Source organism: Streptomyces sp. AA1529 (genome assembly GCF_000280905.1).
GTDB lineage: Bacteria > Actinomycetota > Actinomycetes > Streptomycetales > Streptomycetaceae > Streptomyces.
This window is the reverse complement of sequence record NZ_ALAP01000099.1, coordinates 1-13,749: the sequence shown is the minus strand read 5'-3', so window position 1 is coordinate 13,749 and position 13,749 is coordinate 1. Positions and strand designations below refer to the sequence as shown.

10 protein-coding genes are annotated in these 13,749 nt (G+C 72.2%); 2 read left to right on the top strand and 8 right to left on the bottom strand.

Translation table 11 applies throughout. The features are described 5' to 3' along the window. Positions 1-94: 94 nt before the first annotated feature. Positions 95-2,272, bottom strand: a complete 2,178-nt coding sequence (locus A949_RS0129230; RefSeq protein ID WP_019359605.1) for an APC family permease — start codon at positions 2,270-2,272, stop codon at positions 95-97. Between the two features lie 451 nt (positions 2,273-2,723). Between A949_RS0129230 and A949_RS0129225 the strand changes: the two genes are divergently transcribed. After that, positions 2,724-3,623 carry a rubrerythrin family protein gene (locus A949_RS0129225; protein ID WP_019359604.1) on the top strand — a complete coding sequence of 300 codons (900 nt, stop codon included), beginning with the start codon at positions 2,724-2,726 and terminating at the stop codon, positions 3,621-3,623. 131 nt (positions 3,624-3,754) lie between these two features. On the opposite strand, the gene A949_RS35025 is transcribed toward A949_RS0129225, so the two are convergent. From A949_RS35025 to A949_RS35015, 4 genes are all read right to left on the bottom strand, one after another. Beyond that, the gene (locus A949_RS35025) at positions 3,755-4,912 is read right to left on the bottom strand and encodes a hypothetical protein (protein WP_019359603.1); all 1,158 of its coding nucleotides are present in this window, start codon (positions 4,910-4,912) and stop codon (positions 3,755-3,757) included. A gap of 10 nt (positions 4,913-4,922) precedes the next feature. Beyond that, entirely contained in the window at positions 4,923-6,242 is a 1,320-nt protein-coding gene (locus A949_RS36955; RefSeq protein ID WP_019359602.1) for a sugar phosphate nucleotidyltransferase, read from the bottom strand. A 121-nt stretch (positions 6,243-6,363) separates the two neighbouring features. Continuing rightward, positions 6,364-8,841, bottom strand: coding sequence for a plasma-membrane proton-efflux P-type ATPase (locus A949_RS0129210; protein ID WP_106428946.1), 2,478 nt, complete (start codon positions 8,839-8,841; stop codon positions 6,364-6,366). Between the two features lie 317 nt (positions 8,842-9,158). Next, positions 9,159-9,755 carry a CGNR zinc finger domain-containing protein gene (locus A949_RS35015; RefSeq protein ID WP_019359600.1) on the bottom strand — a complete coding sequence of 199 codons (597 nt, stop codon included), beginning with the start codon at positions 9,753-9,755 and terminating at the stop codon, positions 9,159-9,161. A 225-nt stretch (positions 9,756-9,980) separates the two neighbouring features. Here A949_RS35015 and A949_RS0129200 point away from each other — a divergent pair, with 225 nt between their 5' ends. Then, positions 9,981-10,673, top strand: a complete 693-nt coding sequence (locus tag A949_RS0129200; protein ID WP_019359599.1) for a haloacid dehalogenase type II — start codon at positions 9,981-9,983, stop codon at positions 10,671-10,673. 168 nt (positions 10,674-10,841) lie between these two features. Here the strand turns inward: A949_RS0129200 and madM are convergent, their stop codons facing one another. The 3 genes from madM to A949_RS0129185 form a co-directional block, all read right to left on the bottom strand. Continuing rightward, positions 10,842-11,606: a malonate transporter subunit MadM gene (gene madM, locus A949_RS0129195; RefSeq protein ID WP_019359598.1), complete on the bottom strand. Its 765-nt coding sequence runs from the start codon at positions 11,604-11,606 to the stop codon at positions 10,842-10,844. Position 11,607: 1 nt separating this feature from the next. After that, complete coding sequence (gene madL, locus A949_RS0129190; protein ID WP_026005143.1) at positions 11,608-12,009, bottom strand: malonate transporter subunit MadL; 402 nt, start codon at positions 12,007-12,009, stop codon at positions 11,608-11,610. Between the two features lie 159 nt (positions 12,010-12,168). Beyond that, the coding region (locus A949_RS0129185; RefSeq protein WP_051019685.1) for an AMP-binding protein at positions 12,169-13,749 on the bottom strand (1,581 nt) is incomplete at its 5' end.

The window sequence follows — 13,749 nt, the reverse complement described above, 5'->3', positions numbered from 1 at the left end:
CGCAGGTGGTCATGGGCCACAGCAGCCGGAGGGACGATCGGCAGGGCGTGGGATCCGAGAGCCGCCAGGGGCACGAGGCGGGAGCTGCGCCCGCCTAGAGGTGGAAAGGCACGCTGGTGACGACGACGCGGGGCAGGTGGCGCAGCGCGCGCCGCAGCCGCGGGGCGGTCCGATGATGCAGGAACTGGTGGCGGCGGTGGCGGGTGACGATCTCGGGAAGCAGCACGGTGAGGGTCAGGTCCGGCCTCGTCCGGTGGAGCGCGGCGATGTAGTGGATGAGTGGGGCGATGACCGCGCGGTAGGGCGAGGGGAGAATGTGCAGTGGCAGGTGGTCGCCCCACAGCTCCCAGTAGGCGCGAAACCGCCGGGTCTCCTCATCGGTGGTGCTGATGTGCAGGGCGAGGACCGGCTGGCCCAGAGACGCGGCGTAGGCGAGCGTACGCATGGCCGCCAGGTCCAGGGTGGCGACCGGGATCAGATACAGATGGCGGATCTCCTCCGGGATTTCCTCGCTCTCCTCGGCGACGGCCGCTGCCCGGACCGGGGCCGTCGGCCGGAAGGGCAGCGCGGCAGGAGCGGTCGGCAGGACCGTGGCGTACGGGCGCAGACGCAGCGCGGACCAGGCGAAGGCGTAATGGGCGTGGATGCGGCGGGTGATCACCAGGAGCCCCGCGATGGCCAGGAGCGAGACCCAGGCTCCGGCGGCGAACTTGCCGATGGCCGCGGACAGCAGGACCAGGCCGGTGAGACTCCCGCCGAGGACGTTGAGCGCCATGCGGCGCCGACGGTGCCGGGCGGCGGACCGACGCCAACGGACGGCCATGCCGACCTGGGAGAGCGTGAAGGAGAGGAAGACTCCGACGGCATACAGCGGGATGAGTGCGGCGGTGTTCCCTCCGAAGACGACCAGCAGCAGGGCCGCCGACGCGGACAGCAGCAGGATGCTGTTGGTGTAGGCCAGTCTGTCGCCGAGGCGCAGGAAGATCTTGGGCGCGTAGTCGTCACGGGCGAGCAGGGAGAGCACCCGCGGAAAATCGTTGTAGGCGGTGTTGGCCGCCAGCAGGAGCACTCCCGCGGTCGCCGCCTGCACGAAGACGTACAGGCCGCCGGAGCCGAAGTAGAGGTGAGCCAGTTGGGACAGGACGGTGGTGTGGGGACGGGGGACGACTCCGGTGAGATGGATGAGGACGACGATTCCGGTGAACATGACGGCCAGCAGAGCGATCATCGAACTCAGGGTCGTGCGGGCGTTCCGCCAGGAGACGGGACGGAAGACGGGGACGGCGTTGGAGATCGCCTCGATGCCCGTCATCGCGGTGGCTCCGGAGGAGAAAGCCCTGACGATCAGCAGGACGCCCACCGAGGAGGCTCCGGCAGCGGCCTGGGCCGGCTGCGCGGCTCCGGCAGGCGCTGAACCGCTCACCGCGGCACCGACACCGGCCGCGATCAGCACCGCCATCGCCGCGATGAACGCGTAGGTGGGAGCCGCGAAGAGCGCACCGGCCTGCCGGACTCCGCGCATGTTGCCCGCCAGCAGGACCATGACGACCAGCACGCCCAGGACGGCACTCCACGGATGCAGCGGGGGCAGGGCGGCCGTGATCGCGGCCACGCCCGAGGCCACCGAGACCGCGACCGTCAGCACGTAGTCCGTCAGCAGCCCCGCGGCCGCCACCAGCCCGGCGTTCGGCCCCAGATTGTCGCCGGCGACGATGTAGGAACCGCCTCCGTGCGGATACGCGCGGATGGTCTGCCGGTACGACAGACCCACGACGATCATGAGAACCACGATCACGGAGGCCATGGGAAGCAGATAGCCGCCTCCGGCCGCCCCGGCCAGCACCAGCACGGCCAGGAGCGCTTCGGGTCCGTACGCGACGGAGGAGAGGGCGTCCGCCGCGAGCACCGGCAGCGCGAGCGCCTTGCGCATCCGCTCGGTGACGAACGCCGAACTGCGCAACGGGGCACCCAGCAGCCACCGCCGCGTCCGCACCCGTACGGCGTCACCTTCCCGGGCCGGACCGCCGCGGGGCGGCAGCGGCGGCATGGACACCACCCGCGCGAAGCGGGAGGGCGTCATCTCCCGCCGCGAGGGGAAGGCCGCGAGGTCCGGATCGACCGGCAGCGCACGCCTCCACACCCGGGGCCCGGCGACCAGGGGCTCCCAGGACCGACCGATGGCCACCAGAGCCGCCTGCTGCTCGGAATTGAGTGCGGGCAGGACGGCGCCGGGCCCCGGCGGCCCGGTCCCTTCCTCGCTCGCTTCGGCCACGTGCCCAGGGTCCGGCCGGTGCGGAGCAGGAGCGGTCAGCAACACCGCGCCGTCCGCCATACGAGTCGGACGGCGCGGACCGCCGGATGCACCGGGCAGGGGCCGGCACAGAAGAGAGCGCCGACCCGTGCACGATGCTCCGCGCCGTGGGCGCCGTGTGACCGGCTGCGCCGGCCCCGCCGCCCTGCGCTCCGCTCCTGGCGCATGGGTGGCACATCCGTGGTGACGGGTTCGCCCGCACGCACCGGGCCCGCTGCTCCGTTCGGCGGCGGACGTGTTCCCCCGAACCGGTGGGTTCGGTCCCTCCCCGTCCGTTCGGGTCGCCCGACGAGGCGCCGGCGGGCCCAACATGACCCGGCATCAGCAACCATCCGGGCCCAGGCCCCGCAGAGAGAGAACTCTGATCATGACGCTTTCCCTGGCTCGCCTCGCGAGAGTGACAGGTACCGCGTTGGCGCTCACGACCGCCGTGTCCGTGACCGGAGCGCAGGCCGCCCTGGCCGACCCCCGGACACCGGCCCTGAGCACCGTGCAGGACACCCGCGCCGCGATGCGGGGCGAAGGATTCGCCCACGCCTCGTACCTGTTCTACGCCGACCAGGCCGACCGCGAGGGACACCGCCGAGTGGCCGAACTGTTCCGCGATGCGGCCGAGGTGGAGCTCGACGACCACTTCACCAAGGAGGCCGAGACGATCGCGTACGTGGGAAGCGACGAGGCCAACATCCGGCAGGCCCTCGAGGGCGAGCGTTTCGAGGCCACGTCGATGTATCCCACGTACGCCGAAGAGGCCCGGCAGGACGGGGACGAGGCCGCGGCCGAGCTCTTCACGGAGATCGCGGCGGACGAGGCCGAGCACCGCCGGCTGCTCGCCTCGGCGCTCGACGCGGTCACCACCGGAAGTGGCCGGGTGCCGGCGCCGCCGAAGACGGACCCGGTCGAAGTGCCGGCCGGGCTGCCGCAGGTGTCCTCCGCCCGGACCCGGGCCAACCTCGAGGACGCCATGCACGGCGAGGGGCTGGCCAACGCTTCCTACACGCTCTACGCCCGTCACGCACGCGAGACGGGTCAGAAGCAACTGGCCCGCCTCTTCGGCGGGTTGGCCGAGGTGGAACTGCACGAGCACTTCGCCGCCGAGGCCCGTCTGGACGGACTGGTCTCCGACACCCCGTCCAACCTGCGCACCTCCATCGCCGGCGAGACCTACGAGGCCGAGGTGATGTACCCCACCTTCGCGCGTCGGGCCGAGAAAGCGGGTGACGGGCAGTCCGCGGCGCTGTTCAGGGAGATCGCCGGGGACGAGGCCGGCCATGCCGCCGCGTTCCGGCACGCTCTGCACCACCTGGGCTGAACCGCACGCGGGTGCGGGGCTGTGCGGCGGAGCCGCCGGGTGCAGCCCCGCACCGTGCGGACGGGCCGCACCGCTGAAGACCGGTCCCGGAGCTCGTCGCCCGACCGGGGACCGGAAGGCGCGGCCTCCGGTCAGGGAGCGACGGTGGACGCGGTGAGCAGGTAGACGCCGTACCAGCAGGAGAGCGCCGTGGCGCCGGTCACGACCGGTATCAGGACCTGTTTTCGGGTACCGGAGGCCCAGCGGGCGGCGACGAACAGCAGGGGGAATGCGGGGATGAGGAAGCGGGGCCGGGAGGCGAAGTAGTGGGCGCCACCGAGTGCGATCACGACCAGCACAGTGGTATAGACCACCAATGGTACGGGGGGCCGCTCCCGGACCAGGAGGAAGAGCGCCACCGGAGCGGCCAGCACGACCACCGCGGCCAGGTACTGGGGGACCACCCCTCCTGTGGTCACGAGGCGGAGGAGGAAGCCGAGGTTGTAGCGGCCGAAGTCGAACTCGGATCCCCACGCCCGCTGTACGGCGAAGTAGCCCGTCGGTGAGCCGGTGCGTACCGCGACCCAGGCGACGTAGCCGAGCCAGCCCAGCGGCGCCAGTGCCAGAGCCGCCCAGGGCCCGGGGCTCCGGCGCCGGGCCGGGTCACGCCACATCATCAGCACGGCGGCGGTGATGACGGCTGCCGCCGCGGCGAAGCCGTTGGGCCGGGCGAGCCCCGCCAGCAGTGCGAGGGAACCGGCCCACAGCCACCGTCCGGTGAGGATCGCGTAGAGGGCCCAGGCCGACAGGGCGGTCATCAGGGACTCGACATAGGCCATGGTCTGGATCAGCGCGTTGGGCCACAGACCCCACAGGATGACCAGCCAGGTCGCCGTGCGGCGGTCGTGGAGGGTGCTGCCCACGGCATGGATGCCCCAGGCTGCGGCCAGCGCCGAGAACCAGCCGAGGAGGATGCCCGCCCGGGGCACGCTCAGCGGCAGCACGGCGGTCAGTGTCCGCTCCAGACCCGGCAGCAGCGGAAAGTAGGCCAGATCGCTGAACCGGGAGCGGACGACTGTCCCGTAGCCGTGTTCGGCGATCGACGCATACCAGCGTGCGTCCCAGGTGTGACCGAGCAGGGCGACGGGGTCCTTGCCGGTCGTCCAGGCGTAGACCGCCAACGCGAGGATTCCGGTCAGCCGTACCGCGCCGTAGACACCGAGCGCCGGAACGGCGGCGGAGAGGATGCGGCCGGTCGGTGCCCATCGCCTGGCGGCGCGTCGCAGAACCGCCGTGGAGTCGGTGGCCATGGCGCCTCCGTCAGCCGGGGGCGTCCGGAACCGTGCGGAAGGCGGGCGGTAGCCCACCGACCGCTTCCGGGACCTCCTCGGCCGCTTGCAGCACGTCCTTGACCGTGTCCAGGCCGCGCCAGTAGCCGCCGAGCCGGTAACCGAACAGCTTCCCGTCCCGGGCCAGCTGAGGGAAGGTGTGGTCCTCGTGGTCGCCTCTGTCGGGGAGCATTCCGACTGCCTCGGGCCCGAAGACGTACACACCCGCGTTGATCCAGTACGGCAGTTCGGGCGACTGGACGAATCCCCGGATGCGGTGGCCGTCCTCGTCCAGTTCGGCGACGCCCCAGTCCGAGCGATAGGGCGACAGCGCGACGGTGACCGCCGCGCCGCTGCGGTGGTGGAACCGGGACAGCTCCGGCAGTGCGAACACCGTGATCACATCGCCGTTGAGCACGAAGAACGCTGCGTCCGCGGCCGGCAGGTGTCCCGCCGCGAACTTCAGACCACCGCCTCGCCCCAGCGGTTCGCTCTCGACCGCGTACCGGATCTCCATGCCGAAGCGCGAACCGTCCCCGGCGTACCGCCTGATCGCTTCGTGCTTGTAGCCGCCGCTGATCGTCACCCGGGTCACCCCGTGGCGGGCGAGCCAGGCCAGTTGGTAGGCCACGATCGGGACGCCGCCCACCGGGACCATCGCTTTGGGCACATCGTCGGTATAGGGGCGCATCCGCGTCGCCCTGCCGCCCGCCAGAATCAGGGCCTGATCGATCGGGGCCTCGGACATCGGCATCCTCCGTTCCTGATGCCCCCCCGACAGCACATCTCCAGCGGCCGGACCGGTCCCGGACACCGTCGTCACCTGGGCCGGCCGGTGGCCGGCCGCACCCGGCGCGGCGGGCCGGCGACTGGGACGGAAGACCCACGTCCGGTAGGTGAGGAACCGGAAACAGGTCGCAGCCACGATCCCCACGGCTTTGGCCAGATTGCTCTGCAACGGGCTCTCCCAGCCGAGCCGGACCGTGGCGGCGTACAGCGTCCCGTTCTCGATGACGAGCCCGGCCAGGCTGAAGAGGACGAACAGGGCGAACTCCCGGACGCGGCGCCGCTTGTCCCGGTCGCGGTAGGTGAAATACCGGAATCCGAGATAATTGCCGACGATGGCCACGCCCGTCCCCACGAACCCACACCAGAACACACTCAGCGGGGTGAGGAGACGGCTCAGGTCGAAAACCGCGAAATTCACGGCGATCCCGACCCCACCGACGAGCCCGAACTTGAAGGCCTCCGATACCAGGGGACGCCAGCGGGGCCCTTCGGCGCCTGCACCCCCCGTACCGGATTCGTGCATGGCTGCTCCACTGATCACGATCGGTCCCCCACAGTCTGCGCGAGCGGGGCCGCACCCGCATCTCGGCGCAGCAGCACCGGTGCCCGGGGGCATCGGCACCGGACCGCGACCCCTCGGCGGATCAGGTCGCGGCGCCCTCCGCGGCTCTCCCCCGCCGCCCGAGAACCCGGTAGGCCAGCAGTTTGACCGGGTCGAGCAGCAGGAACTCCGCGAAGGCCCAACCCCACACGAGCACGGCCGGGCCCCAGCCGACGGGATGCATCAGGAACCCGGTCAAGGCGATCACCGTGGCGACGATCTGGGTGCCGATCACGGCGGTGAGCAGGATCCAGGAGGGTCGGTAGGACCAGAACGGACCGCGCGTGCGGGCGAGGAAGACGGTGAGATGTCCGCTGACCGACAACTTGAGGTAGACCAGGGTGCGCACCTGCGCATCCGGCAGTCCGAACGGCAGGTGGGTGGCCCAGACCAGCACGAACGTCGAGGCAAGGCCGAACAGGCCCAGGACGGCCGCAATCGCCATGACCTCGGTCAGATCCCAGCGTTCCGGCCTCGGGGAAGGCCGTACCCGGTCGTAGGCGATGGACAGCACGGCCGCGTCGTTGAGAATGGCCAGGAGGACCACCTGGACCGGCGTGACCGGGAAGAAGGCGAACGCCACGATCGTGGCGGTGACGAAGAGCACGACACGGAGCGTCTCGGTGATCCGGTAGATCGCATAGTTCTTCATCCGCCGGAACACCTCGCGGGAGCGGTGAACGGCCTCGACGATCGTCGAGAGCCCCGCCGCGAGAAAGACGATGTCGGAGGCCGCCCGTGCCGCGTCGGTGGCGCCGCAGACCGCGATACCGGCGTCCGCGCGGTGCAGGGCCGGAGCGTCGTTCACTCCGTCGCCGGTCATGCCGACGATGTGGCCGTGCTCCTGCAGGGCCTGCACGATGCGGTACTTGTCCTCGGGCACCACCTGCGCGAACCCGTCCGCCCCCTCGACCACGCGGGCGAGTTCCTCGCCCCGGAGCTGTTCGATCCGGCTCGACTCCAGGATTCCGGTGCCCAGGCCCACGCGTGCGCAGACCTCGCGCGCGATCTCCACCCGGTCCCCGGTCACCATCCTGACCTGCACGCCCAGCCGCCCCGCCGCTTCCAGGGTCGTCCGGGAATCCGCGCGCGGCGGGTCCTGCAATCCGATCATGCCCGTCACCCGCCACGCGCCGCCGTCCGTACAGGCGACGGCCATCGCGCGGTATCCCCGGCGCGCGAAGCCACGTGCCACCTCCTCGGCACGCCCCGCGAGCGCATCGTCCCCCTGCGCGAGGCCGAGCACGGCCTGCACAGCTCCCTTGGCCACGGCCCTTTCCGGCCCGGGGCCCCGTACCCGCGCGCGGGCGAATTTGCGGGCGGAGTCGAACGGCGTGAAGTCGAGGACCTCCCAGTCCGCGGGCCGTTCCGCCCCGCACGCCTGGAGGATCGCCTCGTCGACGGGATCGCCGCCCCCAGGCTCGGCGGTGAGGGCTGCCTGCAGCAGCACCTCTCCCTCGTCGACCCCCTCCGCCAGGACGAGGACTTCGGCCACGGCCAGTTCGTTGCGGGTGATCGTGCCGGTCTTGTCCGCGCACAGCACGTCCACTCCGGCCATTTCCTCCACCGCAGGCAGATGGCTGACCACCGCCTCCCGCTTGGCCAGATACCGGGCTCCGACGGCCATGGTCACCGACAGCACCGCGGGGAGGGCCACCGGAATCGAGGCGATGACCACGACCAGCGCGAACTCCAGCGTGCGGCTCACGCCGGTGCCGCGCAGCAGCGAGAGCACGATGATCACGACGACCAATCCGAGCGCGAGCAGACTCAGATACTTGCCGATGTCGACGACCGCGCGCTGGAAGTGGCTCACCGGAGCCGCCCGGCCCGCGAGCTGGGCCGTGCGGCCGAACACGGTGTCCGCACCGGTGGCCAGGACCCGCATCGCGGATCCGCCCCGCGACACCGCCGATCCGGAGTACATGTCGTCACCGACGTCCTTGACCGCCGGCAGTGACTCCCCGGTGAGCGCCGACTCGTCCGCCTCGCTGCCGCCCTCGACCACGACCCCGTCCGCGGGCACCACGCCTCCGCGGTCGATCCGCACCAGATCCCCCGGGACCAGCTCGGCGGCCGGAACCGTCGTCCACTCCCCGTCGCGCCTGACCCGCGCCACCTTCGCCAGCCGCTCGGCGAGGGCGGCGATCGCGTTCTGCGCCTGATGCTCCTCCCAGAACCCGACGACCCCGTTGAGGAGCAGCAGGGCCAGAATGATCGCGAAGTCCACCCAGCGACCGGTCACCGCCGTCAGCACCAGGGCCGCCTCGATCATCCACGGGATCGGTCCCCAGAAATGTGCCAGGAACTCCAGGAGGACGCTGCGTTCCTCCTCCTCGACGGCGTTGGGCCCGTAGCGCTCCCGCCGGGCGGCCGCCTGCGCGGAACCGAGCCCCTCGTCGGAGCCCTTGCCGGCATCGGCTCGCGCATCCTCCTCGGTGCGCTGATCGCGGACCGGCTGTCCGCCGACCCGCTGAGACGCCGCAGCACCGACCTCGTCACCGGCGGCAGAACCGGGCATCCGCGTATCCTCCCGTTCCCGCATGTCCGCACTCCGGCGGCGGGCCGGATCACACGGGGCCGAGGGCCCGCCGAGCCGCCGGCCGCTCCGTCGGACGCGTCGCCCCTCCCAGACTCGCAAGCGGGGCGGCGGACACCGCAGCGACGCGCCGACGCGTGCGTCCGAACGGCTCCGCGACGCGGTCGCCGGGTGCGCCGCAGCCGGGAGCAAGCGCGGCAACGGCACGGGGACGGCGGCGCCGGCGGTCGTGGGGGGCCGCTACGGGCGCTCGACCGCGCGCGAAGCGACCGGCGCCTGTGCCGCCTGCTCCGCGCGTTCTACCCCGCGCCCTCCGGCCCCGGGGCCGCCCCTGACCGGCTCGCCGCCTCGGGGCCGTGCCGGGCCGCCTGCCGGCGGGCGCGGTAGGCGGCGGCCTTGACGCGGTTGCCGCAGGCGTCCATACCGCACCAGGTGCGCCGCGCACCGCGGGAGCGGTCGAGGTAGAGGCGGGTGCAGCCCGCGCGGCCGCACTCCTTCAGCGGCACACTGCGGTCGGCGAGCACCGTGACCGCACTGCGGGCGACCTGGACCAGCGCGGAGCGCAGGTCCCCCGACCGGCGCAGACCTCCGTCGCCTAGTTCGACCGCGGGTAGGGGCCCGGCGGCGGCGGTGTTGACGACGTCCAGCTCGGCCGGCGCGAAGGGGCGGCCCGCCAGGCGGTCGAGCGCCAGCCGGTGGACCGCCTCCCGCAGCCGCAGCGCGGAGGCGAGGTCCGCGGCGTCGGCGGTCACATGATCGGGCAGCTCCTCGCACTCCAGGACCCACTGCTCAAGGGCGGCGGGGGCGTCCAGCAGGTCCACGGGCTCGTCCCGCCGGTACCCCACGGTGCCCACCAGGTCCAGGGCCGGATTGCCGCTGACGAATGCGAATCTCACATCACCATCTTGACCGGTGACGCGTTGCGGCGCAACAATCGCCGGACAGTCTCCGTCACCAGTTGAACCGGTGACGGAGGCGTCCGGTGCGCCGGACCGTCCGCCGCGCACGCCGTCCGCAGCCACGCGGAACGTGCGCGGACACCCGGACGGGCCGCAGGCGCACCGGTGTCCGTGAAAGCGCCGGGCCCACCGTCGGCCCGGCACCAGGGAGCAGGAGACCGGATGGCCGAGACACCCGACATCGAGGTCGTCGTATTCGACGTGCTCGGAACGATGGTCGACGAGCCCGGTGGCCTCCGGGCCGCCGTCCGCGAGGCGGTGCCCGGCACCGACGACGCGGCCGCGGACCGGCTGCTCACGGTGTGGCACGAGCACGTCGCGCACGAGCAGGACCGCATCCGGGAGGGGCGCCGCTCCTATGCGGGCACCGACGTCATCGACCGCGAGGCGGCACACCGGGTGGCCGACCGCGCCGGAGTCGCCGATCCGGCGGCCGTCGAGCGGCTGGCCACCGCGGGGCGGCGACTGCCCCCGTGGGAGGACTCGCAGACCGGGCTCGCCCGCATCGCGCGGCGCTTCCCCGTGCTGGGTCTCTCCAACGCCGGCCGCGCCGTGCTCCCCCGCCTCAACCAGTTCGCCGGCCTGCGCTGGCACCAGGCGCTGTCCGCCGAGGACGCCCGCGCCTACAAGCCCGCACCCGAGGTCTACCAGCTCGCGCTCGACGCGGCGGGCTGCCCGGCGGAGCGGGTGCTGATGGTCGCCGCCCACGCCTGGGACCTCCGGGGCGCCCAGGCGGCCGGGATGCGCACCGCCTATGTCCGGCGGCCGGCCGGGGATCCGCCGGCGCCGGGCGACACCTTCGACCTGCGGACGCAGGACCTGGAGGAGCTGGCCACCGCCCTCACCACCGGGTAGCGGACCCCGTGCCGGTGCTGCCCCGCCGGTCCGGCGGGGCAGCACCGGCGTCCACCTCACAGGACGGACGGGGACCTGCGCTCACGGCCCGGCGGCGCGCCTCTTCCCCGCGCACCACCGCCGGAGGGGACCGGCGGTGGGCGCACGGGACCGCGACGGCCGGCCGCCTCATCCGCCGACGATCGCCCGCAGCGTCACGTACAGCAGCGAGGGGCCGAGCAGGCAGCCCACGCCGGTGTAGAAGGTGGCCGTCATGGCGCCGTAGGGCACCAGCCGCTTGTCGGTGGCCGCCAGGCCGCCCGCCACGCCGGAGGTGGTGCCCATCAGGCCGCCGAAGGCCATCGCGGTCTTCGGGTTGTTCAGACCGATCATGGGGGCGATCAGCGGCGTCCCCACCATCACCACGACGGACTTCACCAGTCCGGCCGCCACCGAAAGGGCGATGACCTCCGAACTGGCGCCCACCGCCGTGCCGGTCACCGGACCGACGATGTAGGTGGCCGCACCGGCACCGATGGTCGCCATCGACGCGGCGTCCGTGTAGCCGAAGGCCGCCGCGACGACGGACCCCGCCACGAACGAGACGAGCACTCCCAGCAGGACCGAGAGCGCGCCCGCCGGTCCGGCCCGCTTGATCTGCTGAAGGTCGACGCCGTACGCGGTGGCGACGATGGCGAAGTCCCGCAGCATCGCGCCGCCCATCAGGCTCAGCCCGGAGAACGCGGCGAAGTCGGCCAGCCCGTCCTCGCCGCCGGTCGCCGCACCTCCCCAGTAGGCGAGCACCAGCCCGAGCAGGATGGCGATGGCGGACCCCTGCAACCGGCCCCGGGTCAGGGCCTTCGAGAGCCAGCCGGAGAGCATCATCAGTCCGCCGATCAGCGCGAAGGCCGCCAGGAGACCGTTGTCCTCGAAGACGGAGACGAGCGTGTCCATCTCAGACCTCCTGCTTTTCCTCGGCGGCCTGCGGCGGCAGCGGCTCCGCCGTCCCGCCCATCCGCCCCAGCACCGGTACCAGAGCGCCTCCCGCGACGAGCGCGGCGAGGCCCGCCAGGATGGCCATCGGACCGCCGGTGACCGCCTTGACCACGTTCTGGGTGGCGGCCATGGCGATGACGATCGGTATGTACAGCGCGCTCCAGAAGAGCACTCCCTGCTCACTGGGTTCGGGGAACCAGCCCTTCCTCCGGAGCCAACTGGTGGCCAGCACCAGCATGATCATGGCGAACCCGACTCCGCCGACGTTGGCGTCGACACCGACAGCGGCGCCGAGCACCTCACCGACGAGCGTGCCCGCGAGCATGCACAACGCCAGTGCTGCCACTCCATGGATAACCATCGTCTTCTCCGCACTGAGAGACTGTTGAAACCGGAAAATCAAGCGGCCGGGCCGACCGGCTCATCGGTCCGCTCGGCGGCCCCTGATGGGGCGTGGAACCCGCCGAGGCGGGACGCGCCGCGGGGTGTGGGGACATGGGGGGGGTGGCCGGCCAGGGGGTCAGGCGTCCACCCCGGCGAACAGGTCGCCGTAGCGTTCGCGCAGTTCGGCCTTCTGCACCTTGCCCATGACATTGCGCGGCAGCGACTCGACGACGCGTACGGCGCGCGGGTGTTTGAACCGGGCCAGATCGCCCGCGACGAAGTCCAGCAGTTCGCCCTCCCGTGGCCGCTGCCCCGGGACCGGGACGACGACGGCGACCACGGTCTCGCCGTAGTCGGGGTGGGGAACCCCGATCACGGCGGACTCCAGCACCTGCGGGTGGGCGTCGAGCAGTTCCTCGACCTCCTTGGGGTAGATGTTGTAACCACCGGAGATCACCAGGTCCTTGCTCCGGCCGACGATGCTCAGATAGCCGTCCTCGTCGAAGCGGCCCAGATCGCCGGTGACGAAGAACCCGTCGGCACGGAACTCCGAGGCGGTCTTCTCGGGCATCCGCCAGTAGCCGGTGAAGACGTTGGGGCCGCGGACCTCGATGCTGCCGACCTCGCCGTGGGGCAGTACCCGGCCGGTTCCGGCGTCCACCACCCGGATCTCGGTGCCCGGGAGCGGCCTGCCGACCGTACCGGGCTTGCGGGGGCCGCCGGTGCAGGGGTTGGTGGCGTTCATGCCGGTCTCCGTCATCCCGTAGCGCTCCAGGATGGCGTGGCCGGTACGGGCCTCGAACGCCGCGTGGTCGCTCGCGAGGAGCGGGGCCGAGCCGGAGACGAAGAGCCGCATGGCGGCGCAGGACTCCCGGGTGAGACGCTCGTTCCTCAGCAGTCTGGTGTAGAAGGTGGGCACACCCATCAGCACCGTGGCCGTCGGCAGCAGGTCAAGGACTTCGTCCGGGTCGAACTTCGGCAGGTAGTGCATGGAGGCACCGGAAGTCAGCGCCATGTTCGCCGCGACGAACAGCCCGTGGATGTGGAAGACCGGCAAGGCGTGGATCAGCCGGTCCTCCGCGGTGAAGCGCCAGCTCTCCAGCAGCGCTTCGCAGTTGGCGGTCAGATTGCCGTGGGTGAGCACAGCGCCCTTGGAGCGGCCGGTCGTGCCGGAGGTGTACAGGATCGCCGCCGGGTCGCCGGCAGCGGCCTCGTGTGCCTGCCGGGCACCGCCGTCGTCCGCGGCGTCGAGGAGGCTGCCGTCGCCGTCGGTGCCCAGCGTCTCGATCACGAGTCCGGTCGCTTCGTGGTGCGCGTGTGCGGCTCGGCGCCGCGGAGCGCACACGAGCACCCGGGGCTCGGCGTCCTGGAGGAAGTAGTCCGTCTCCGCACCGGTGTAGGCGGGGTTGAGCGGCAGGAAGATCCCGCCGATCCGCAGCGTCGCCAGATACAGCGCGACGGCCTCCGGCGACTTCTCCACCTGCACGGCGACCCGGTCGCCCGGGACGACGCCGTCGGCGACGAGCCGGGCGGCGATCCGGCGCACGGCCGTCGCGGTGTCGCCGTAGGTGAGGACCCGCCCGCCGGGCAGTTCGAAGAGGGCCTTGTCCGGCCGCCGCTCCGCCTGCTCGGCGAAGGCTCGGTGGATGGTCGGGAAGGGTGCCATCCGGGGTGCTCCTTTCAGTCGGTGTGCGTGGTCGCAGCCGCGCTGGACGAT

What these genes read in the sequence shown, in the direction of transcription:
- A949_RS0129200 (WP_019359599.1), top strand. Translation starts at nt 9,981, where the DNA reads ATGGCCGAGACACCCGACATCGAGGTCGTCGTATTCGACGTGCTCGGA.
- A949_RS0129210 (WP_106428946.1), bottom strand. Translation starts at nt 8,841, where the DNA reads ATGCCCGGTTCTGCCGCCGGTGACGAGGTCGGTGCTGCGGCGTCTCAG.
- A949_RS35025 (WP_019359603.1), bottom strand. Translation starts at nt 4,912, where the DNA reads ATGGCCACCGACTCCACGGCGGTTCTGCGACGCGCCGCCAGGCGATGG.
- madM (WP_019359598.1), bottom strand. Translation starts at nt 11,606, where the DNA reads ATGGACACGCTCGTCTCCGTCTTCGAGGACAACGGTCTCCTGGCGGCC.
- madL (WP_026005143.1), bottom strand. Translation starts at nt 12,009, where the DNA reads ATGGTTATCCATGGAGTGGCAGCACTGGCGTTGTGCATGCTCGCGGGC.
- A949_RS36955 (WP_019359602.1), bottom strand. Translation starts at nt 6,242, where the DNA reads ATGCACGAATCCGGTACGGGGGGTGCAGGCGCCGAAGGGCCCCGCTGG.